This window comes from Variovorax sp. UC74_104, from assembly GCF_044055375.1.
In the GTDB taxonomy this organism is placed as follows: Bacteria; Pseudomonadota; Gammaproteobacteria; order Burkholderiales; family Burkholderiaceae_C; genus Variovorax.
This window is the reverse complement of record NZ_CP171978.1, coordinates 2,242,984-2,263,660: the sequence shown is the minus strand read 5'-3', so window position 1 is coordinate 2,263,660 and position 20,677 is coordinate 2,242,984. Positions and strand designations below refer to the sequence as shown.

The following is a 20,677-nucleotide window of genomic DNA, read 5'->3' as shown; positions in this document are numbered from 1 at the left end:
GTCGTGCCTGTGCTTCTTGTTTCTTACTTGAACTCGCGCTCGCGCAGCCACTTGGTGGCGACCCACTTCTCGCCCGCCAGCACCGGCGCGCCGCCATGCAGGGTGCGGGTAACGGGGTCGGGCCGGTCGTAGCTGAAGAACACGCCGCAGCCGCGCGCCGGGGCCACTTCGAGGCCCACGTCGGGGAAGGTGGTGGCACCGCCGCCCTCGGGCTCCTGCAGGTACATCACCAGCGTGGCCACGCGCTGGCCGCCGCGCTTGAGGATGGTGGGCGTGCCGGGCTCGCTGGGGTCGAAGTAGTCGTAGTGCGGGCGGTACTGCGCGCCGGGTGCGTAGCGCAGTATCTGCAGGCCCTCGCCGAACTCGAGCGGCCAGCGCAGCAGCGCGGCGATGCGCTGCTCGAGGCGCGCGACGATCTCGTTCTCGCCGCGCTCGAAGAACATGCCGTCGCTGGTGCGGTCGACGTTGAGCACCTCGCCGCCGGTGCGCGTCTCCACCGTGAGCGAGCGCGCGAGCCGCACCCGCGCGGCGGCGATCAGGCCTTCGCATTCCTCCGCCGACAGCAGGTTGCCGAAGACCACCACGCGCGGATGCCGCATGGTCTGCAGCACCTGCACGCGGCGGTCGCCCGCGTCGATGTACAGCGGCGCGCCGTCGAGGTCGGGCCCGGGCATCTTCGCCTGCACGGCCGGCAGCGCGACCTCCACGTTGGGAAATCCGGCTTCGAGCTGCGCCAGCGCCGTATCGGCGGCCGCGTCGTGCCAGCCGGCCGCGCGCATGGAAGCGCGCAGCGCCGGCACCGAATGCCCGGCGGCGAGCTGGGCTACCAGCCACTCGCGCAGTTCCGGACTGATCGCTTGCGACATATCAATTACTCCTCCACGCTGCGGCAAGCCCCGCAACGCATGAAAAAACAGCCACGCCCCATTCCAGGAACACCGCGGAACCGGCTTTGCCGGGCCGCCGGTGTTGCCCCCTGCAAGGGGGTTGGCGAAGCGACACGAAGTACGCGAAGACTGGAGGTCAGCTCAGCCTTCTCCTGAATACCAGCCTGTCGGGCCTGGATACGGATGCATCGAAACCATAACCTTCGAGGTCGAACTTTTCCAGTGCCTTGGGCGTGGCCGCCTTGTGCTGCACGGCCCAGCGCGCCAGCAGGCCGCGGGCGCGCTTGGCGAAGAAGCTCACGATCTTGTACCGGTCGCCCTTCCACTCCTCGAAGACGCATTCGACCACGCGGGCCTTGAGCACCTTCAAATCGACCGATTTGAAGTATTCCTGCGACGCGACATTGACCACCACGGGAGTGCGGTCGGCCGCGAGGCGCTCGTTCAGGTGCTCGGCGATGCGCGGGCCCCAGAAGGCGTACAGGTCCTTGCCGTGGCGGTTGGCCAGCTGGGTGCCCATTTCCAGGCGGTAGGGCTGCAGCAGGTCGAGCGGGCGCAGCAGGCCGTAGAGGCCGCTGAGGATGCAGACATGCTCCTGCGCCCAGGCCAGCTGGGCCTTCGTGAGGCTGCGGGCGTCGAGGCCGCCGTAGACGTCGCCGTCGAAGGCGAAGGCCGCCTGGCGGGCGTTCTTCGGGGTGCTCTTGCTCGACCAGGCCTCGTAGCGGGCCACGTTCAGGGCCGAGAGCTTGTCCGACAGGCTCATGAGCTCGGAGATCTGCTGGGGCGACTTCTCGCGCAGCAGCTTGATCAGTTCGACCGAAGGGCCGCGGGGCGATTCGAAATGGGGCTGGGTGGCGGGGATTTCGGAAGGGACGGGGGTTTCGTAGTCGAGCGACTTGGCAGGGGAAAGCAGGAAGAGCATCCCGGAATTATCAGTGGCGGCCATGACAGGGGCCGCCCCGGTAAAATCGCCGGCTACCTCCCTGTGTCCCCAACGGCTCCCCAAAGGGCCGTTCCTGCATTTCCCATGAGCGAACCCACCACCCCTCCCGCCCAGCCTGGTCTGGACAGCCTTTCCAAATCGTTCGAGCCCGCCGCCATCGAGGCGCACTGGGGCCCCGAATGGGAGAAGCGCGGCTACGCCAAGGCCGGCTTCCGAGGCACGCAGCAACCCAAGGAAGGCGCCGAGTCGTTCGCGATCCAGCTGCCGCCGCCCAACGTGACGGGCACGCTGCACATGGGCCATGCGTTCAACCAGACGATCATGGACAGCCTCACGCGCTACCACCGCATGAAGGGCGACAACACGCTGTGGGTGCCCGGCACCGACCACGCCGGCATCGCCACGCAGATCGTGGTGGAGCGCCAGCTGCAGGAGCAGAAGGTCAGCCGCCACGACCTGGGCCGCAAGAACTTCGTGGCGCGCGTGTGGGAATGGAAGGAGAAGTCGGGCAACACCATCACCCAGCAGATGCGCCGCCTGGGCGACACGGTGGACTGGAGCCGCGAGTACTTCACGATGGACGACGACCTGTCCAAGGTGGTCACGCACACCTTCGTGAAGCTGTACGAAGAAGGCCTGATCTACCGCGGCAAGCGCCTGGGCAACTGGGACCCGGTGCTCAAGACCTCGGTGAGCGACCTCGAAGTCGAGAGCGAGGAGGAAGACGGCTCGCTCTGGCACATCGCCTACCCGCTCGAAGACGGCAGCGGCACGCTGACCGTGGCCACCACCCGGCCGGAGACCATGCTCGGCGACACGGCCGTGATGGTCCACCCCGAGGACGAGCGCTACAAACATCTCATCGGCAAGCGCGTGAAGCTGCCGCTGGTGGACCGGCTGATCCCGATCATCGCGGACGACTACGTCGACAAGGAATTCGGCACCGGCGTGGTGAAGGTCACGCCCGCGCACGACTACAACGACTATGCGGTCGGCCAGCGCCACAAGCTCGAGATGATCGGCGTGCTCACGCTCGACGCCACCATCAACGACAACGCACCCGAGAAGTACCGCGGCCTCGACCGCTTCGTGGCTCGCAAGGCCATCGTGGCCGACCTCGACGCGCTGGGCCTGCTGGTCGAGGTGAAGAAGCACCGGCTGATGGTGCCGCGCTGCGCGCGCTCGGGGGCCATCGTCGAGCCCATGCTCACCGACCAGTGGTACGTGGCCATGACGCGCCCCGGCGCCGACGGCCAGTCGATCGCGCAGAAGGCCATCGACGTGGTGAAGTCCGGCGAGGTGCGCTTCGTGCCCGAGAACTGGGTCAACACCTACAACCACTGGATGGAGAACATCCAGGACTGGACCATCTCGCGCCAGCTCTGGTGGGGCCACCAGATTCCGGCCTGGTACGACGAGGAAGGCAATGTGTACGTGGCGGAGGACGAAGCCGCCGCCCAGGCCAAGGCGCCCGGCAAGAAACTGACGCGCGACGAGGACGTGCTCGACACCTGGTATTCGTCGGCGCTGGTGCCCTTCTCGTCGCTCGGCTGGCCCGAGAAGACGCAGGACCTCGACCTGTACCTGCCCTCCACGGTGCTGGTGACCGGCTACGACATCATCTTCTTCTGGGTCGCCCGGATGATCATGATGACCAAGCACTTCATCGGCAAGGTGCCCTTCAAACACGTGTACATCCACGGCCTGGTGCGCGACGCGCAGGGCAAGAAGATGAGCAAGTCGGAAGGCAACGTGCTCGACCCGGTGGACCTGATCGACGGCATCGAGCTGCCCGCACTGCTCGACAAGCGCACGCAGGGCCTGCGCAAACCCGAGACGGCGCCCACCGTTCGCAAAAACACGCAAAAAGAGTTCCCCGAGGGCATTCCGGCCTTCGGCGCCGACGCGCTGCGCTTCACTTTTGCCTCGCTCGCCTCGCTGGGCCGCAGCATCAACTTCGACTCGAAGCGCTGCGAGGGCTATCGCAACTTCTGCAACAAGCTGTGGAACGCCACGCGCTTCGTGCTGATGAACTGCGAGGGCCAGGACTGCGGCCTGCTGGAGCACACCAAGGAAGAGTGCCAGGTCGGCGGTAAGGCCCACGGTTACCTGAAGTTCAGCCGCGCCGACTACTGGATCGTGTCGAAGCTGCAGCGCGTGGAGGCCGAGGTGGCCCAGGGTTTCGAGGAATACCGCCTCGACAACGTGGCCACCGCGATCTACCAGTTCGCCTGGGACGAGTTCTGCGACTGGTACCTGGAAATCGCCAAGGTGCAGATCCAGACCGGCGACGACGCGCAGAAGCGCGCCACCCGCCGCACGCTCATCCGCGTGCTCGAGACGCTGCTGCGCCTGGCGCATCCGGTGATTCCGTTCATCACCGAAGAGCTGTGGCAGAAGGTGTCGAAGGTTGCAGGACGTGAGGGCGAGTCGATCATGATCGCCGCCTATCCGAAGAGCCAGCCCGAGAAGATCGACGAGGCGGCCGAGGCGTATGTGGCGCGGCTGAAGGCGCTGGTGGACGCGTGCCGCACGCTGCGCGGCGAGATGAACGTGTCGCCCGCCACGCGCCTGCCGCTCTACGCGGTGGCCGACGATGCCGAAGGCGCGGCCTTCCTGCGCGAATCGGCCCCGGTGCTGCAGGCGCTCGCCAAGCTCAAGGAAGTGAAGGTCTTCGACGACGAGGCCTCGTGGTCGGCTGCTGCCGAGGCTGCGCCCGTGGCCGTGGTGGGTGCCGCGCGCCTGTGCCTGCACATGGAGATCGACAAGGCCGCGGAGAAGGTTCGTATCGGCAAGGAAGTCGCGCGCGTCGAAGGCGAAATCGCCAAGGTGCACTCGAAGCTTGGTAACGAAGCGTTCGTCGCGAAGGCTCCGCCAGCCGTGATCGAGCAGGAACGTAAACGTCTGACTGACTTCACGGCCACTCTGGAGCGCCTGCGCGACCAGCTTGTACGCCTCGGCTGACAGACCGGGGGCGTCGAAGGCGTATAGGATGCCTGGAGCGGCTTCGCGCCGTTTCGCATCCTGCCATCCCCTCTTTGACGAAAGACGCTGAACCGCCCATGTCCACATCCGCGACCCGCATCCGCAAGGCCGTATTTCCCGTTGCAGGCTTCGGCACCCGCTTCCTGCCGGCCACGAAGGCGCAACCCAAGGAAATGCTGCCGGTGGTCGACAAGCCGCTGATCCAGTACGCCGTCGAAGAGGCGTACGCAGCCGGCATCCGCGACATGATCTTCGTGACCGGCCGCAACAAGCGCGCCATCGAAGACCATTACGACACCGCCTACGAGCTCGAAGAGCCAGCTCGAAGCCAGCGGCAAGACCGCGCTGCTCAACATTGCGCGCTCGGTCATGCCCGACGACATGACCTGCTCCTACGTGCGCCAGCCGCGCATGCTGGGCCTGGGCCACGCGGTGCTGTGCGCCGAACACCTGGTCGGCAACGAACCCTTCGCCGTGCTGCTGGCGGACGACCTGATGGTCGGCCCCGACGGCGGCCAGCCGGTGCTGGCGCAGATGACCGAAGCCTTCGGCCGTCTCGGCGGCTCGCTGCTGGCAGTGCAGGAAGTGCCGCTTGAGCACGTCAAGCGCTACGGCATCGTGGCCGGCGACAAGGTCGAAGAGGGCCTGGTGAAGGTCAGCCGCATGATCGAGAAGCCGAAGCCCGAAGAGGCGCCCTCGCGCCTGGGCGTGGCCGGCCGCTACATCCTCACACCGGGCGTGTTCGACGAGATCCGCAACCAGCCCAAGGGCGCGGGCGGCGAGATCCAGCTGACCGACGGCATCGCGGCGCTGATGAAGAAGGAATCCGTCTACGCGTACTCGTACAAGGGCATCCGCTACGACTGCGGCAGCAAGGAAGGCTTCCTGCAGGCGTCGGTGGAGCTGGCGCTCGCGCACCCCGAAGTGGGCGCGGATTTCCGCGAGTACCTCAAGAGCCTGAAGCTGTAATCGCTGCTTCGAGCACACGCAGAAAGGGCCGCAACAGCGGCCCTTTTTTCTTCTCGTCGCCGTTGTTCTCAGCGGCGCTTCAGCACGTGGATGAAGTCGGTGCCGACGGTTTCCTGCTCCATCAGTTCGTTGCCGGTCTGGCGCGCGAAGGCCTGGAAGTCGCGGATCGAGCCCGGGTCGGTCGACACCACCTTCAGCAGCTGGCCGCTCGCCATGTCGTTGAGCGACTTCTTCGCCTTGAGGATGGGCAACGGGCAGTTCAGCCCGCGCGTATCAAGCTCGCGATCAACTTGCATTGCCAGGTTCCGGCGGCAGGTTCAGGCCGCGGCGGCGCTCCTCGTTTTCCGCGGCGGTGAAGAACACGGGCTCGTGCCCGCGCGTGCGCAGCCAGTCGGCCAGCGCATAGCCGGTGCCGGCGGGCCAGCACTTGAGGTCGGGCAGGTCGTAGAGGCGATAGTCGACCAGCTCGGGCGAGAGCTTCACCTCGCCGTCGGCCACCACGTGGTAGGCGATGATGACCTGGTTCATGCGCTGGAAGTCGTAGGCGCCGACGATCTTCGTGGCGCTCACGTCGAGGTTGGTTTCCTCCTTCACCTCGCGCGCGATGCCCTCCTCGGGCGTCTCGCCGGCCTCCATGAAGCCGGTGATGAGCGCGAACATCTTGCCCGGCCACGCTGCATTGCGCGCCAGCAGCACCTGGCCGCGGTACTCGACGATGGCCGCGAGCACGGGCGTCGGGTTGTTCCAGTGCGTGTGGCCGCAGTTGGGGCAGCGCAGGCGCTCCTTGGGGCCGCCGTCTTCCATCAATGCGATCCACTCGAGCGGCGTGGCACAGACCTGGCAGAACTTGGGATGGGGCATGGGGTTCTCAGCCTTCTTGTTGTTGAGTAGTGGCCCCTTCCAGGAACACCGCAGAACCGGCTTTGCCGCGCTGCAGGTGTTGCCCCCGGAGGGGGTTGGCGAAGCGACACGAAGTGCGCATAGCCTGGAGGCGGACCTTGTTGTCAGGCGGGAAGACGCCGGTGGAGAGGTAGCGGTCGCCGCGGTCGCAGACCACGAACACAATGGTTGCGTTCTCGACCGTCTTCGACACCTCGAGCGCAGCCCACAGCGCGCCTGCGGCCGAGATGCCGCCGAAGATGCCCTCCTCGCGCGCGAGGCGGCGGCACATCTCTTCGGCATCGCTCTGGCTCACGCTGATTTCTTCATCGACGCGGCTCGGATCGAAGATCTTCGGCAGGTATTCGGCCGGCCACTTGCGGATGCCCGGAATGCGCGAGCCTTCGGCCGGCTGCGCGCCGATGATGCGCACCGCTGGGTTCTTCTCTTTCAGAAAGCGCGACACGCCGGTGATGGTGCCGGTGGTGCCCATGGCGCTCACGAAGTGCGTGACCTTGCCCTTGGTGTCGGCCCAGATCTCGGGGCCGGTGGTCTCGTAGTGGATGCGCGGGTTGTCGGGGTTGGCGAACTGGTCGAGCACGCGGCCCTTGCCCTGGGCCACCATCTGCTCGGCGAGGTCACGGGCGTATTCCATGCCCCCGCTCTTGGGCGTGAGCACGAGCTCGGCGCCGAAGGCCTTCATGGTCTGCGCGCGCTCCACGGAGAGGTCCTCCGGCATGATGAGCAGCATGCGGTAGCCCTTGATGGCCGCGGCCATCGCGAGCGCGATGCCGGTGTTGCCGGAGGTGGCTTCGATCAGGGTGTCGCCGGGCTTGATCTCGCCGCGCTCCTCGGCACGCCGGATCATCGAGAGAGCGGGCCGGTCCTTCACCGAACCGGCGGGGTTGTTGCCTTCGAGCTTGCCGAGAATCACGTTGCCGCGCCGGGCATTTTCTGCGGCATTGATGCGTTGCAGTGCGACCAGGGGGGTCTTGCCGATGGCGTCTTCGATCGTCGGATAGTTCATGCCAGCCACTGTGCCATAATTTTGGGCTTCGTTCAGAACCCTGCCCGGGTGGTGAAATTGGTAGACGCAGGGGACTCAAAATCCCCCGCCGCAAGGCGTGCCGGTTCGATTCCGGCCCCGGGCACCACAGGTTCTGGCTCTCCCCCAGGCTTCGCGCACTTCGTGTCGCTTCGCCAACCCCCTTCCGGGGGCGACACCGGTGGCCCGGCAGAGCTTGGCTCTCCCCCAGTCTTCGCGCACTTCGTGTCGCTACGCCAACCCCCTTCCGGGGGCGACACCGGTGGCCCGGCGAAGCCGGTTCCACGGTGTCCCTGGAATTGGACACCCCCTGTCCTATCTCGATTCGGTCTTTTCTTGCAGGCCGGTGTGCACCGTCGGGTGCGCCAAGCGCACCCTCAGTTCGCGCTTCAGCCGCGTGTTGTCCAGCCGGCGCGATTCCCCCATGAAGCTCAACAGCTGCAGCGGAAGCTGCCGCTCGGCCTCGCCTCGGGCCACGCGGGGCGGGCGGGGCATGCCGTAGAGATCGGCGGCGAAGTCGAAGTAGTCGCCCATGCGCAGTTCGGTGTCGTCCGCGGCGTGCACGATGCGCTGCGGCTTGCCGCGGAAGAGCGCGGCGATGCAGGCGCGGGCCAGGTCGTCGGCGTGGATGTGGCTGGTGTAGACGTCGTCCTCGCGCCGCAGTACGGGGGTGCCGCGCTGCAGGCGGGCGCGGGGGGTGCCGTTCTCGCGGTCGGGGGCGTAGATGCCGGGGATGCGCAGGATGCTGGCGCGCACGCCTGCACTGCGGCCCAGCCAGCGCACGGCGCGTTCGGCGTCGACGCGGCGGTGGGAACGTGGGGTGTCGGGGCGCACGGCGCGGGTTTCGTCGATGCGTGCGCCGCCGCAGTCGCCGTAGACGCCGCTGGTCGAGCCGTAGACGAAGGCCGAGGGCACGGACCGCAGCCGCAGCGCCCGCGCCAGCGTGGTGGTGCGCTGGTCGCGCCACCAGGCGGGGCCGCCGTCGCGCGCGGGAGGCGCCAGGTGCAGCACCCGGGTGGCGATGCCGGCGAGCCGGCGCAGGGTGCGTGGATCGTCGAGATTGCCCAACAGGGGGCGTATTCCGGCCGTGCGCAGGGCATCCATCCGTCCGGCCGATGAAGTGAGCGCCACCAGCTGCATGCGCCCGCGCAGGTCGCGCGCCACGCGCTGGCCCACGTCGCCGCAGCCGACGATCAGCAGGCGTTCTCGCCGGAACCGCGCTGGCAGCGCGCCGGAGGGACTATTGATTGAAGGCAAAATCCTGTTCCCGTCTTCCCAATTCAGTTCCAGCTCCCCTGGCCGCCAACGGCCCGGAGGGAGCGTTACCCCTCGAAGAATACCGATGACTGCCACAGCGCCGCATGAAGCGGGCTTTTCCATCACCGTCGAGCCCAGCGGGCGCCATTTCGTGGTCCAGGGCGACGAAACCATCCTGGCCGCGGGAATCCGCCAGGGCATCGGCCTGCCCTACGGCTGCAAGGACGGCGCCTGCGGCTCGTGCAAGTGCAAGAAGCTCTCGGGGGAAGTCACCCTCGGCCCGCACCAGAGCAAGGCGCTGAGCGCCGAGGAGCAGCTCGCTGGCTACGTGCTCACCTGCTGCGCCCATCCCACGAGCGACGTGGTGCTCGAATCGCGCCAGGTCACGGAGGCCGGTGCGCTGCCGATCCGCAAGATGCCGGTGCGCGTGATGGCCCTCACGCGCCAGTCGCACGACGTGATGCTGGTGCGCCTGCAGCTTCCCGCTGGCGAACCCCTGCAGTTCTACGCCGGCCAGTACGTCGAATTCATCCTGCGCGACGGCTCGCGCCGCAGCTACTCGATGGCCAACGCGCCGCACACGCTGGCGCAGCCCGGCACGGGCATCGAGCTGCACCTGCGGCACCTGCCCGGCGGCAAGTTCACCGACCACGTCTTCGGCACGATGAAGGAAAAGGAGATCCTGCGCATCGAAGGCCCCTTCGGCAGCTTCTTCCTGCGCGAGGACTCCGACAAGCCGATGATCCTGCTGGCCTCCGGCACCGGTTTCGCGCCCATCAAGGCACTGCTGGAGCACATGCAGTTCAAGGGCATCGACCGCCCCGCCACGCTGTACTGGGGCGGCCGCCGTCCCGAAGACCTGTACATGGACGGCTGGCTGCGCGAGCAGATGGCGCAGATGCCGAACCTGCGCTACGTGCCGGTGGTTTCCAACGCCACGCCCGAGGACAACTGGACCGGCCGCACCGGCTTCGTCCACAAAGCCGTGCTCGAGGACTTCGCCGACCTGTCGGGCCACCAGGTGTATGCCTGCGGCGCGCCCATCGTGGTCGACTCGGCCAAGCGCGACTACGTGGCACTGGCGGGCCTGCCCGAGGAAGAATTCTTCGCCGACGCATTCACCACCGAGGCGGACAAGGCCCTGCCCTGAGATTCCCCGGTTCCACCGGCTCCCCGAGAACGACAGACCCAAGAACAAATGAAGACGAGACACTTCCTCCTCACCCTCATCGCAAGCGCCGCCGCCCTGCTGGGCACCGGCCAGGCCATGGCGCAGCAATCGCAGCGCCCCATCCGGCTGATCGTTCCCTACGCGGCCGGCGGGCCGATCGACAACACCGCGCGCATCCTGGCCGAGCGCGTGAAGGACTCGCTGGGCACGGTCATCATCGACAACAAGCCCGGCGCGGGTGGCAACATTGGCGCCGACGCCGTGGCGAAGGCACCGGCCGACGGCCTGACGATCGGCATCGCGGCCACCGCAACCAACGCGGTGAACCCGTGGCTCTACAGCAAGATGCCGTTCAACGCCGCCACCGACTTCGCGCCGATCACGCAGATGGTCCGCGTGCCCAACGTTCTGGTGATGAACGCCGACACCGCGAAGCGCCTGAACATCAACAGCGTGGCCGACCTGATCCGCTACGCCAAGGCCAACCCCGCCAAGCTCAACTACGGCAGCGGCGGCAACGGCAGCGCGGGGCACCTCGCGGGCGAGCTGTTCAAGAAGGAAGCGGGCATCTTCGCGCTGCACATTCCGTACAACGGCGGCAATCCGGCGCAGCTGGCGCTGATCTCGGGCCAGGTCGACTTCAACTTCGACAACCTCGCCACCGCCGCCCCGAACATCCGCTCGGGCAAGCTCAAGGCGCTCGCGGTGACGACGCTGCAGCGCAGCAGTTCGCTGCCCGAGGTGCCGCCCGTGGCCGACACGCTCAAGGGCTTCTCGATCGACACCTGGTGGGGCCTGGTCGCACCGGCCGGCACGCCGCACGACGTGGTCGTGAAGCTCAATCAGGCCTTCGTTGCGGCACTGAATGCGCCGGAGACGAAGACCCGCTTCGCCTCGCTGCTGGCCGAGCCGGTGGGCAGCTCGCCCGAGCAGTTCGGCGCCTTCATGAAGAGCGAGCTCGCCAAGTACGAGAAGGTCGTCAAGGCCACCGGCGCGAAGGTGGACTGACGAGGTCCTCGGGCAAGGCCTCCTCGCGGCGCAACGCCACCGAGGAGGCATCGCCCGAATAGCTGCGCAGCCCCGCGAGGTCGAGCACCTCGACGCCGCCATGCTCCACGCGCAGCAGGCCGTCGCGCTGCAGGGCGTGCAGCGCCCGGTTGGCGCGCTGTCGCGACACCGCCGAGAGCAGGCCGATCTCGTCCTGGCTCAGCCGCACGAAGCGGTCGGCGCGTGGATAGAGGATGGGGTCGAACAGGCTGGCGAGGCAGCGCGCCACGCGCGCGTCGGGCCCCAGCAGCCGGTCGAATTCCATGAGCCCGATGAACAGGCTCAGTCGCGCATTGATGTGTAACAACAGAAACCGATTGAATTCGATGTTCGAGGCCAAAAGGCGCTCGAAGCTGTGCCGCGGAATGCATGCAACCCGCGTCGGCCGCAGCGCCACGCCGTCGTAGCGCCAGGGTCCGGGGGTGAGCAGGGAGCCCTCGCCACTCCAGCCGCCGGCGGTGACGCCGGTGAAGGTGGACACACGCCCGTCGGGCAGCGACACGGACATCTTCAGCAGGCCGTCCATCACGCCGACCCAGTGATCGGCGGGCTCGCCGCGCCGCACGACGAAACCTCCAGCAGGAACGGTGCGCTCATGGGACTCCTGCACGACACGATCGAGCTCCTCGCTCGTGAGGGCTCGCGCCCACAGGCTCTCGCGGAGCATGTTCTCCAGCGCGCTCGTCGACATCGTCGGGTCTCCTCCCAGGACACTGCCGGCCCGTCGCGCGAGCCGGTCCATCGCGGGCCGTAAGGAATGTCGTTCCAACGACATCCCGGGCGCGGCGATGATGCCACAGTCGCTCGCGTTCGCCACCACAACAAGGAGACAGCGATGAAGCGTTCGAACGAGAGCCCGCGGCCCCCGCTCGGGCCGGACGACGGTGACACGCCCGGCCTGCGCCGGCGCGACGTGCTGGGTTATGCGACAGCCGCGCCGCTGGTGTCGGCGACCGCCGGCCTGGCCGGACTCACGGCATCCTCCCGGGCAGTCGCCGCGCTGCTGCCGATGACGCCTCCCGACACCACCGACCTCTTCGACATCGGCGATGCGGTGACGGTGACTTCGCTGCCGACCATGCCCTTGGTGAAGGTGACGAACAGCGAGAACGGCCGCGTGCGGCTCGCGCTGCCGCGGCTGGAGGTGGGCCAGGGCATCGCCACGGCCACCGCGATGATGCTGGCCGACAAGCTGCGGCTGCCGCTGAGCGCGATCGAGGTGACCTCGGCCGACGCCAGCCCCGAGCTGATCTGGAACCAGCTCACCGGCGGCTCGTCGAGCGTGCGCTCGCTGCACGCAGGGATGCCGCTGCTGGGCGGCCTGGGCGGCGTACTCTCGGGCTCGACGCCCTCGGTGGTCGGGCAGCGCGTCACGCGGCTCGACGCACTCGACATCGTCACCGGGCGCAAGAGGTTCACGCTCGACCAGGCAGTGCCCGGCGCGATGCCGACGATGGTGCGGCGCCCGCCGACCATCAACGGCAAGTTCGTCAGCATCAACAACATGAACACGGTGATGGCCATGCCGGGCGTGATCGGCGTGGTGCCGATTCCATCGACCAACGGCATCACGCCGACGCCGCCCGGCGTGGCCGTGATGGCCGAGACCTTCGGCCAGGCATGGGCCGCGGTGAACGCGCTCGACGTGACCTGGGCCGCCGGCCCGATCGACGGCGAGTCGAACGCCACCATCATGCGCAAGCTGAAGTCGGCGCTGCTGCCGTTCGCGCTGCCGCCGCTGGGCGCATTGACCGTGGAGGGCGAGTTCGAGTTCGCGCCGGTCTCGCACTGCCCGATGGAAGTGGAATGCGCGATCGCCGACGTGCGCCCCGACCGGGCGGAGATCTGGGCCGGGCTGCAGAGCCCCATCGTCACCCAGCAGGCGGTGGCGGCCGAACTCGGCCTGCCATTGGGCAACGTCACTGTGCACGTGGTGCCCTCGGGCGGCTCCTTCGGCCGGCGCCTCTTCTGGGACCCGGTGCTGCAGGCGATCCAGGTATCGAAGGCGCTCGGGCGGCCCTGCCGCCTGATGTACCACCGCACCGACGACATGCGCCACACGCGCATGCGCCCGCCGATGTTCCACAAGGCGCGCGCCACGATGCTGCTGGGCCAGGTGATCGCCTTCGAGCAGCGCATCGCCGGCGTGCGGCTCGACACGCGCCACGGCTTCGGCAACATGCTGGAGGCCGCGGCCATCGCGCTGCCCAATGCCTTTCCGCAGACGGTGGGCAACTTCGCGATCGAGCAGATCATGTTCAAGACCATGGTCTCCTCGCCCTACAACTTCGGCGTGACCACCAAGCTGCTGACGCCCGTGCCGATCGACATGAACACCTGCTCGTACCGCTCGGTGCACATCCAACCCTCGCGGCTGGTGGAGGAGATCCTGGTCGACGAGATGGCCAGGGCGGCGGGCAAGGACCCGGTCGCCTTCCGGCTCGAGTACCTGCGGCTGCCGCGCGCCCGCGCGGTGCTCAAGGCGGTGGCCGAGGCGGCGCAATGGGGCAAGGCGATGCCCGCGGGCTTCGCTCAGGGCGTGGGCGTGCACCAGGAGACGAAGTCGTTCACCGCCTGCATCGTCGAGATCGACGCGCGGGTGCCGTCGGCGGCGAAGGTGGTTCGCGCCACCATCGCGATCGACGTGGGCACGCCGATCAACCCCTCGGGCATCGAGGCGCAGCTGCAGGGCGGCCTGTGCGAGTCGATCGCGCTGGTGCTCAGCGCGGGCCTGCACATCCAGAACGGCCTGCCGCTGGAAGGCAGCTATTCGCAGTACCACTTCTCGCGCATGAAGAACTACCCGAAGGACGTGAAGATCATCATCATGCCGCCCAGCGCCGAGGCCATTGGCGGCCTGGGCGAGGTCGGCCTGTCGGCCAGCTCGGGCGCCATCGCCAACGCTTATGCGCGCGCCACCGGCACCAGGCCGCGCAGCTTCCCGCTGAACTTCCCGGTCGACTTCACGCCGATCCCGCCGGGCAAGCTGCCCACGCCCGTCAACGTCCAGATCCCGACCTGAGGAGACTCCCCATGCCCGTGCAATCTTTCAAGGTGAACGGCCAGAACGTCGACGTCGAGGCGCCTGACGACATGGCCCTGCTCTGGGTGCTGCGCGACAAGCTCGGCATCACCGGGCCGAAGTACGGCTGCGGCATCAACGTGTGCAAGGCCTGCACCTGCCACGTCGACGGCAAGGCGGTGACGGTGTGCTCGGTGCGCGTGTCCGACGTGCGCGGCCGCCAGGTGACGACCATCGAGGGGCTGGCCAACGGCAACACGCTGCATCCGGTGCAGCAGGCCTGGCTGAACCTCGACGTGCCGCAGTGCGGCTTCTGCCAGCCGGGGCAGATCATGGCCGCGGTGGACCTGCTGCGCCGCACGCGCAACCCGACGGACGCCGACATCGACGCCATCGAGAACGTGTGCCGCTGCGGCACCTACGGGCGCATCCGCGAGGCGATCAAAGCTGCCGCCGCGATGATGTAGCCGGCTGAAAAAGAAAAAGGCGGTTCGCACCGCCTTTGCCTGGCGAACGTAGCGCCCGCTTATTCGCCCAGGTACGCGGCCCGCACGCGCGGGTCGCTCAGCAGGCCCTTGGCATCGCCGCTCATGGTGATGAGCCCGGACTCCATCACGTAGCCGCGGTCGGCCAGCTGCAGTGCGCGGTTGGCGTTCTGCTCCACCAGCAGGATGGTCACGCCCTGCGAGGCGACTGTCTGCACCACCTCGAAGATCTTGTCGCACATGATCGGCGACAGGCCCATGGTGGGCTCGTCCAGCAGCAGCACCTTGGGGCGCGCCATCAGCGCGCGGCCCATGGCCAGCATCTGCTGCTCGCCGCCCGACATGGTGCCGGCCAGCTGGTCCTTGCGTTCGCGCAGGCGCGGGAAGGTGACGAACACGCGTTCCATGTCGCTCGCGATGCCGGCTTTGTCCTTGCGGATGTAGGCGCCGATCTGCAGGTTCTCGGTGATGGTCATGCGCGTGAACACGCCCCGGCCTTCCGGCACCATCACGAGGCCTTCTTCCACCAGGTCCCAGGCGCCGCGGCCCTTGATGCTGCGGCCTAGGAACTCGATGTGGCCGGCCCCGGCCGGCAGCGTGCCGGTGATGGCCTTCATGGTGGTGGTCTTGCCGGCGCCGTTGGAGCCGATCAGCGAGACCAGTTCGCCCTCGCGCACCTCGAAGTCCACGCCCTTGACGGCCTGGATGCCGCCGTAGCCCACCTTCAGGCCATTGACCTTCAGCAGCACATTGCCCGCCGTCTTCGTCGCGGTGTCTTGTTCGCTCGTCATCGTTGCTGCGCTCATCTCAATGTCCTCCGGTGCCGAGGTAGGCCTCGATCACCTTCTCGTTCTTCTGCACGTCCACCGGGGTGCCTTCGGCGATCTGCTTGCCGTAGTCCAGCACGGTGACGCGGTCGCACAGGCCCATGATGAGCTTGACGTCGTGCTCGATGATCAGGATGGTGCGGTTGTCGCGGCGGATGCGGTCGATCAGCTCGCGCAGCGCGACCTTCTCGGTCAGGTTCATGCCGGCCGCGGGCTCGTCGAGCGCGATGAGTTGCGGGTCGGTGGCCAGGGCGCGCGCAATCTCGAGGCGGCGCTGGTCGCCGTACGACAGCGTGCGCGCCTTGTAATCGGCGAACTTGCCGATGCCCACGTAGTCGAGAAGTTCGTGCGCGCGGTCGGCAATGGCCTTTTCCTCCGCCTTGAAGCCGCCGGTGCGGAGCATCGCGCCCAGCACGCCCGAATGGGTGCGGATGTGGCGCCCGACCATCACGTTCTCCAGCGCCGTCATTTCGGCGAAGAGGCGGATGTTCTGGAAGGTGCGTGCGATGCCGGCTTTCGCCACTTCATGCACGGCCGTCGGCTGGTAGGGCTTGCCCGCGAGCTCGAAGGTGCCGCTGTCGGGCGTGTACAGGCCGGTGATCACGTTGAAGAACGTGGTCTTGCCCGCGCCGTTGGGGCCGATCAGGCCGTAGACCTGGCCGCGCTTGATGGTGATGCCCACGTCGGACAGGGCCTGCAGCCCGCCGAAGCGCTTGGAGATGCCCCGGACGTCGAGGATGGTGTCAGTCGTCATGTTGATTCTTCCTCGTGCGTTCAGGGATTGATCGACATGGGACGGGAAGCGGCGCCGGGCAGCTCGTCGGCGGGCGTCTCGATGCCCGGTGCGTGGGTCTGCAGCGAGCCGGGGGCCACAGTGGCATGGGTCGGGTCGACGGGCACGCCACCCTTCTTCGTCAGCGACTTGCCGTGCTCCGGCGAGGGCCACAGGCCGCGCGGACGCACCAGCATGATGACGATCATGGCCAGCGCGATGAACAGCTGGCGCAGGATGGAAGCGTCGAGGCGGCCGTCGGTCAGCGACTGCAGCGGGCCGGCCACGTAGCGCAGCACTTCGGGCAGCGCTGCCAGCAGGATGGCGCCCAGGATCACGCCGGGCAGGTGGCCGATGCCGCCGAGCACGACCATGGCCACGATCATCACCGACTCCATCAGGCTGAAGGACTCGGGCGACACGAAGCCCTGGAAGGCCGCGAACATCGCGCCGGAGACGCCGCCGAAGCTCGCGCCCATGCCGAAGGCCAGCAGCTTCATGTTGCGGGTGTTGATGCCCATGGCCTTGGCGGCGATCTCGTCCTCGCGGATGGCCATCCAGGCGCGGCCGATGCGCGAGAGCTGCAGGCGGTGCGAGATGAGGATGGTGACCAGCACCAGCGCCAGGAACAGGTAGTAGTAGAGCGTGACCGACGAGATGGTGAAGCCGTCCAGCTTCAGCGCCTTGCCCAGGTCGAGCCCCCAGAACTTGATCGAATCGATCGAGGTGATGCCCTTCGGACCGTTGGTGATGTTCACCGGCTGGTCGAGGTTGTTCAGGAACACGCGGATGATTTCGCCGAAGCCGAGCGTGACGATGGCGAGGTAGTCGCCACGCAGCTTGAGCGTGGGCGCGCCCAGCAGCACGCCGAGCACCGCCGCCAGCACGAAGGCTGCCGGTATCACGATCAGCAGCGAGGTGTGCATGCCGTTCGGGAAGGTGATCTTGAACCACTCGAAGGTCTCGGACAGGTGCGACGAGCCCATCAGCGCGAAGAGGTACGCCCCCACCGCGAAGAAGGCCACGTAGCCCAGGTCGAGCAGGCCGGCGTAGCCGACCACGATGTTCAGGCCCAGGGCCAGCAGCACATAGAGCAGTGCGATGTCGGCGATGCGCACCCAGGCGTTGCCCTGCATCTGCAGCAGCAGCGGCAGCGCGAGCACGGCGATGGCGCCGATGAGGTACAGAGCGAGGTTCTTGCTGTTCTTCATGATGGCAAGCTCCTCAGGCGCGGTCGGCCACGCGTTCGCCCAGCAGGCCCGAAGGACGCAGCGTGAGCATGGCGATCAGCACGATGAACGCGAAGATATCGCTGTAGTTGCTGCCCAGCACGCCGCCGGTGATGGTTCCGATGTAGCCGGAGCCGATGGCCTCGATGAGGCCCAGCAGGATGCCGCCGACCACTGCGCCGGCCAGGTTGCCGATGCCGCCGAACACGGCCGCGGTGAAGGCCTTGAGCCCGGGCAGGAAGCCCATCGCGTGCTGCGCGATGCCGTAGTTGGAGGCGTACATCACGCCGGCGATGGCCGCGAGCACGGCGCCGATGATGAAGGTGGCGGAGATGACCATGTCGGGGCGGATGCCCATGAGTGCCGCGACGCGCGGGTTCTCGGCGGTGGCGCGCATCGCGCGGCCGAGCTTGGTGTAGTTGACCAGCCACATGAGCACCACGAGCGAGAACGCCGTGACGCTGAGGATCATGACCTGGGTCGGGGAGATGACCGCACCGCCGAGGTGGATGGGGTCGGAAGGCAGGAGTGTGGGATACGCCTTGTTGGTCGGCTTCCAGATGATCATTGCCAGCGTCTGCAGCAGGATCGACATGCCGATGGCGGTGATGAGCGGCGCGAGCTTGGGGCTGTTGCGAAGCGGCCGGTAGGCCACTTTCTCGATCACGAAGTTGAGGGTTGCCGCGACGACGCAGGCGATGATCAGCGCGATGAAGAGGATCAGCCAGCCCGGTGTGTTGGGCATGCCGTCCTTCATGAGTCCGATGATGGTCCAGCTCGTGAGCGCCCCCACCATCAGCACTTCACCGTGCGCAAAGTTGATCAGATTGATGATGCCGTACACCATTGTGTAGCCCAGGGCTATCAAGGCGTACATGCTGCCGAGAACCAGACCGTTGATGATCTGCTGCAGCAAAATGTCCATAACGCGATTTCCTATGTGTTGCACCGTTGGGGTGCCATTCACCCACCGGGTCACCGGTTTGGCGCCCCTGGCTTGACAAGCAAAAAACCAGCCAACATGTGTCGCCGGCGGATTTGTGGGCGGGATTGTAGTCACGCGCCAGCGCCGATTCGGTGCGCGCGGACCGGGGTTTACCCGCTCACGTCATGCTGTATGCGCGTGGGGTCATGCACGCTTTGCGCGCATGCTGCAACAGGGTATAGAAGGCTGTATCAGCCCTTGGCTTCGTCGTTGCGCCGGCGCAGGTCGCGAAGCTTTTCCGCGATGCGGATTTCGAGTCCACGCTCTACCGGTTCGTAGAAGACCTGATCTTCCAGTCCAGCGGGAAGATAGCGCTCGCCGGCGGCGAAACCGCCCTCCTCGTCGTGCGCATAGCGGTAACCCTTGCCGTAGTCGAGCTCCTTCATGAGCTTGGTCGGCGCATTGCGCAGGTGCATGGGCACCGGGCGCGTGCTGTCGGTCTTCACGAGGGCGCGCACCGCGTTGTAGGCCTTGTAGACAGCGTTCGACTTGGGCGCGATTGCCAGGTAGACCACGCACTCGGCCAGCGCCAGCTCGCCCTCGGGGGTACCCAGTCGCTCGTAGACCTCGGCCGCATCGAGCGCGAGGCGCAGCGCGCGCGGGTCGGCCAGGCCGATGTCTTCGCTGGCCATGCGCACCAGCCGGCGCGCCATGTAGCGCGGATCTGCGCCGCCGTCGAGCATGCGCACGAACCAGTAGAGCGCGGCGTCGGGGTCGCTGCCGCGCACCGACTTGTGCAGCGCGCTGATCGTGTCGTAGAACTGCTCTCCGCCCTTGTCGTAGCGCCGCATGCGCTCGCCGAGCACGCGCAGCAGCCACTCGTCGGTGATGTGGTCGAGTTTCTCGGCGCGCGCCGCGACCGCGAGCGTTTCGAGCGTGTTGAGCAGCCGTCGGGCGTCGCCGTCGGCATAGGCCACGAGGCGGTCGACCGCGGTGTCATCGATGGCGGGCACGGCCTGTATGGCCTGCGCGCGCGCCACGATCTGCTTGAGGTTGCCCTCGTCGAGCGACTGCAGCACGTAGACGGCGGCGCGCGACAATAGCGCCGAGTTGACCTCGAACGAAGGGTTCTCGGTGGTCGCGCCGATGAAGGTGAAGAGGCCCGACTCCACGTGCGGCAGGAAGGCATCCTGCTGGCTCTTGTTGAAGCGGTGCACTTCGTCGACGAAGACGATGGTGCGCTGCTGCGTCAGCCCGTCGCGCGCGGCGGTGGCGCGCTCAACGGCTTCGCGGATGTCCTTCACGCCGCCGAGCACCGCGCTGATGCTCAGGAACTGCGCGTCGAAGGCATCGGCCATCAGGCGCGCGATGGTGGTCTTGCCGGTGCCCGGCGGGCCCCACAGGATGCAGGAATGCGGCTGGCCTGATTCGAAGGCGATGCGCAGCGGCATCCCGGGGCCGAGCAGGTGCTGCTGGCCGATCACCTCGCCCAGCGTCTTGGGACGCAGGCGTTCGGCGAGGGGTTGATGCGCGGTCGAGGCCAATCCGGGAGCTTGCCTGTCTGCCTGCTTACTGCTTGACGACGTCCGCGCCGGCGGGCGGCTTGAAGTCGAAAACGCTGGCGGGCAGCGAGGGGTTCACCTCGACCTTGCTGAACTTGAGCACCGAGCGCTGGCCGAAGCTGTCGAGGATTTCGAGCGCCGCCAACGCGTCGCCCTGGAAGCCGACCTGCACGCTCTGCAACTGGCCGTCCCTGTTCTTCGGCGTGGCCTTGACCCACTGGAGGCCGTCGCGGTCGGGCGCGGATTCCAGCGTGAAATCGGCCTGCAGGGCCTTCAGGTCGGGCGCCGCCGCGATCAGCGCCGCGGGCGTGGAGCCCAACGCCTGCGCCTGCGCACGCTGCGTGACCTGGTTCAGGTCGGCGTCGTAGAGCCACAGCGTCTTGCCGTCGGCCACGATGCTCTGTGCGAAGGGCTTCTGGTAGTCGAACTTGAACTTGCCGGGGCGCTGGAATTCGAAGGTGCCGGCCGAGGTCTTGGTACGGCCCGGCTGACCTTCACGCGCGGGCGCGGTGACGGTCTGGGTGAAGTCGGCGCGGCCGGACTTCACCGTCTTCACGAAGGTTTCAAGGCTGTCGAGCCCGCCTGCCCAGGCATTGACGGAACTCAGCAGGCCGATCAGTAGCCAGTGACGCAATTTCAATTTGGATTCCTCTGAATGGCTGTGGCACCAGG

General features: G+C 67.3%; 17 protein-coding genes, 1 tRNA gene and 2 pseudogenes. 7 read left to right on the top strand and 13 right to left on the bottom strand.

Translation table 11 applies throughout. From position 1 onward, the window contains the following. Window positions 1-23 precede the first annotated feature (23 nt). Both ACHMXA_RS10530 and yaaA read right to left on the bottom strand, forming a co-directional pair. On the bottom strand, window positions 24-866 hold the full coding sequence (locus tag ACHMXA_RS10530; protein WP_395320597.1) for a 2OG-Fe(II) oxygenase: 843 nt from the start codon (window positions 864-866) through the stop codon (window positions 24-26). A gap of 157 nt (window positions 867-1,023) precedes the next feature. Further along, window positions 1,024-1,809: a peroxide stress protein YaaA gene (yaaA, locus tag ACHMXA_RS10525; protein ID WP_395320596.1), complete on the bottom strand. Its 786-nt coding sequence runs from the start codon at window positions 1,807-1,809 to the stop codon at window positions 1,024-1,026. A gap of 105 nt (window positions 1,810-1,914) precedes the next feature. Here yaaA and ACHMXA_RS10520 point away from each other — a divergent pair, with 105 nt between their 5' ends. Then, window positions 1,915-4,794: a valine--tRNA ligase gene (locus tag ACHMXA_RS10520; protein WP_395320595.1), complete on the top strand. Its 2,880-nt coding sequence runs from the start codon at window positions 1,915-1,917 to the stop codon at window positions 4,792-4,794. A gap of 98 nt (window positions 4,795-4,892) precedes the next feature. Then, window positions 4,893-5,784 (top strand): annotated as a pseudogene (galU, locus tag ACHMXA_RS10515) (UTP--glucose-1-phosphate uridylyltransferase GalU). Window positions 5,785-5,852: 68 nt separating this feature from the next. On the opposite strand, the gene ACHMXA_RS10510 reads toward galU, so the two are convergent. The 3 genes and pseudogenes from ACHMXA_RS10510 to cysM all read right to left on the bottom strand — a co-directional run. Continuing rightward, window positions 5,853-6,080 (bottom strand): sulfurtransferase TusA family protein, encoded by a 228-nt coding sequence (locus ACHMXA_RS10510; RefSeq protein WP_019654252.1) that lies wholly within the window; start codon window positions 6,078-6,080, stop codon window positions 5,853-5,855. Next, entirely contained in the window at window positions 6,070-6,645 is a 576-nt protein-coding gene (locus tag ACHMXA_RS10505) for an NUDIX domain-containing protein (protein WP_019654253.1), read from the bottom strand. The genes ACHMXA_RS10510 and ACHMXA_RS10505 overlap by 11 nt, the downstream gene beginning before the upstream one ends. Window positions 6,646-6,793: 148 nt before the next feature. Continuing rightward, a pseudogene (gene cysM, locus ACHMXA_RS10500) lies at window positions 6,794-7,690 on the bottom strand (cysteine synthase CysM); the annotation flags it as partial. Between the two features lie 42 nt (window positions 7,691-7,732). On the opposite strand from cysM, the gene ACHMXA_RS10495 reads away from it, so the two are divergent. Further along, window positions 7,733-7,817, top strand: a tRNA-Leu gene (locus ACHMXA_RS10495). A gap of 206 nt (window positions 7,818-8,023) precedes the next feature. Here ACHMXA_RS10495 and ACHMXA_RS10490 read toward each other — a convergent pair. Next, entirely contained in the window at window positions 8,024-8,965 is a 942-nt protein-coding gene (locus ACHMXA_RS10490) for an SDR family oxidoreductase (protein ID WP_395320594.1), read from the bottom strand. 85 nt (window positions 8,966-9,050) lie between these two features. Between ACHMXA_RS10490 and ACHMXA_RS10485 the strand changes: the two genes are divergently transcribed. Together ACHMXA_RS10485 and ACHMXA_RS10480 are read left to right on the top strand one after the other, a co-directional pair. Beyond that, window positions 9,051-10,115 (top strand): CDP-6-deoxy-delta-3,4-glucoseen reductase, encoded by a 1,065-nt coding sequence (locus ACHMXA_RS10485; protein WP_176668081.1) that lies wholly within the window; start codon window positions 9,051-9,053, stop codon window positions 10,113-10,115. 48 nt (window positions 10,116-10,163) lie between these two features. After that, complete coding sequence (locus ACHMXA_RS10480; RefSeq protein WP_176668080.1) at window positions 10,164-11,144, top strand: tripartite tricarboxylate transporter substrate binding protein; 981 nt, start codon at window positions 10,164-10,166, stop codon at window positions 11,142-11,144. Here ACHMXA_RS10480 and ACHMXA_RS10475 read toward each other — a convergent pair. Next, window positions 11,116-11,874, bottom strand: a complete 759-nt coding sequence (locus tag ACHMXA_RS10475) for a Crp/Fnr family transcriptional regulator (protein WP_395320593.1) — start codon at window positions 11,872-11,874, stop codon at window positions 11,116-11,118. The genes ACHMXA_RS10480 and ACHMXA_RS10475 overlap by 29 nt on opposite strands. Before the next feature lie 144 nt (window positions 11,875-12,018). Between ACHMXA_RS10475 and ACHMXA_RS10470 the strand changes: the two genes are divergently transcribed. Then, window positions 12,019-14,205, top strand: coding sequence for a molybdopterin cofactor-binding domain-containing protein (locus tag ACHMXA_RS10470; protein WP_395320592.1), 2,187 nt, complete (start codon window positions 12,019-12,021; stop codon window positions 14,203-14,205). A gap of 11 nt (window positions 14,206-14,216) precedes the next feature. Next, window positions 14,217-14,672, top strand: coding sequence for a (2Fe-2S)-binding protein (locus tag ACHMXA_RS10465; RefSeq protein ID WP_019654260.1), 456 nt, complete (start codon window positions 14,217-14,219; stop codon window positions 14,670-14,672). 59 nt (window positions 14,673-14,731) lie between these two features. Here ACHMXA_RS10465 and ACHMXA_RS10460 read toward each other — a convergent pair whose 3' ends face one another. The 6 genes from ACHMXA_RS10460 to lolA all read right to left on the bottom strand — a co-directional run bounded on the left by ACHMXA_RS10460 (window position 14,732) and on the right by lolA (window position 20,645). After that, window positions 14,732-15,496: an ABC transporter ATP-binding protein gene (locus ACHMXA_RS10460; protein WP_256099211.1), complete on the bottom strand. Its 765-nt coding sequence runs from the start codon at window positions 15,494-15,496 to the stop codon at window positions 14,732-14,734. A gap of 1 nt (window position 15,497) precedes the next feature. Continuing rightward, window positions 15,498-16,271, bottom strand: a complete 774-nt coding sequence (locus ACHMXA_RS10455; RefSeq protein ID WP_395320591.1) for an ABC transporter ATP-binding protein — start codon at window positions 16,269-16,271, stop codon at window positions 15,498-15,500. 20 nt (window positions 16,272-16,291) lie between these two features. Beyond that, window positions 16,292-17,500 carry a branched-chain amino acid ABC transporter permease gene (locus tag ACHMXA_RS10450; RefSeq protein ID WP_176668075.1) on the bottom strand — a complete coding sequence of 403 codons (1,209 nt, stop codon included), beginning with the start codon at window positions 17,498-17,500 and terminating at the stop codon, window positions 16,292-16,294. A 13-nt stretch (window positions 17,501-17,513) separates the two neighbouring features. Then, complete coding sequence (locus ACHMXA_RS10445) at window positions 17,514-18,443, bottom strand: branched-chain amino acid ABC transporter permease (protein ID WP_176668074.1); 930 nt, start codon at window positions 18,441-18,443, stop codon at window positions 17,514-17,516. A 251-nt stretch (window positions 18,444-18,694) separates the two neighbouring features. Continuing rightward, on the bottom strand, window positions 18,695-19,987 hold the full coding sequence (locus tag ACHMXA_RS10440) for a replication-associated recombination protein A (protein ID WP_395320590.1): 1,293 nt from the start codon (window positions 19,985-19,987) through the stop codon (window positions 18,695-18,697). Window positions 19,988-20,012: 25 nt separating this feature from the next. Continuing rightward, window positions 20,013-20,645, bottom strand: a complete 633-nt coding sequence (gene lolA / locus ACHMXA_RS10435) for an outer membrane lipoprotein chaperone LolA (RefSeq protein WP_395320589.1) — start codon at window positions 20,643-20,645, stop codon at window positions 20,013-20,015. Window positions 20,646-20,677 lie beyond the last annotated feature (32 nt).

Coding starts and splice junctions, on each gene's coding strand:
- ACHMXA_RS10455 (WP_395320591.1), bottom strand. CDS start 16,271: ATGACGACTGACACCATCCTCGACGTCCGGGGCATCTCCAAGCGCTTC.
- ACHMXA_RS10530 (WP_395320597.1), bottom strand. CDS start 866: ATGTCGCAAGCGATCAGTCCGGAACTGCGCGAGTGGCTGGTAGCCCAG.
- ACHMXA_RS10485 (WP_176668081.1), top strand. CDS start 9,051: ATGACTGCCACAGCGCCGCATGAAGCGGGCTTTTCCATCACCGTCGAG.
- ACHMXA_RS10465 (WP_019654260.1), top strand. CDS start 14,217: ATGCCCGTGCAATCTTTCAAGGTGAACGGCCAGAACGTCGACGTCGAG.
- ACHMXA_RS10505 (WP_019654253.1), bottom strand. CDS start 6,645: ATGCCCCATCCCAAGTTCTGCCAGGTCTGTGCCACGCCGCTCGAGTGG.
- ACHMXA_RS10445 (WP_176668074.1), bottom strand. CDS start 18,443: ATGGACATTTTGCTGCAGCAGATCATCAACGGTCTGGTTCTCGGCAGC.
- ACHMXA_RS10520 (WP_395320595.1), top strand. CDS start 1,915: ATGAGCGAACCCACCACCCCTCCCGCCCAGCCTGGTCTGGACAGCCTT.
- ACHMXA_RS10510 (WP_019654252.1), bottom strand. CDS start 6,080: ATGCAAGTTGATCGCGAGCTTGATACGCGCGGGCTGAACTGCCCGTTG.
- ACHMXA_RS10475 (WP_395320593.1), bottom strand. CDS start 11,874: ATGTCGACGAGCGCGCTGGAGAACATGCTCCGCGAGAGCCTGTGGGCG.
- ACHMXA_RS10470 (WP_395320592.1), top strand. CDS start 12,019: ATGAAGCGTTCGAACGAGAGCCCGCGGCCCCCGCTCGGGCCGGACGAC.
- ACHMXA_RS10460 (WP_256099211.1), bottom strand. CDS start 15,496: ATGAGCGCAGCAACGATGACGAGCGAACAAGACACCGCGACGAAGACG.
- ACHMXA_RS10450 (WP_176668075.1), bottom strand. CDS start 17,500: ATGAAGAACAGCAAGAACCTCGCTCTGTACCTCATCGGCGCCATCGCC.
- yaaA (WP_395320596.1), bottom strand. CDS start 1,809: ATGCTCTTCCTGCTTTCCCCTGCCAAGTCGCTCGACTACGAAACCCCC.
- ACHMXA_RS10480 (WP_176668080.1), top strand. CDS start 10,164: ATGAAGACGAGACACTTCCTCCTCACCCTCATCGCAAGCGCCGCCGCC.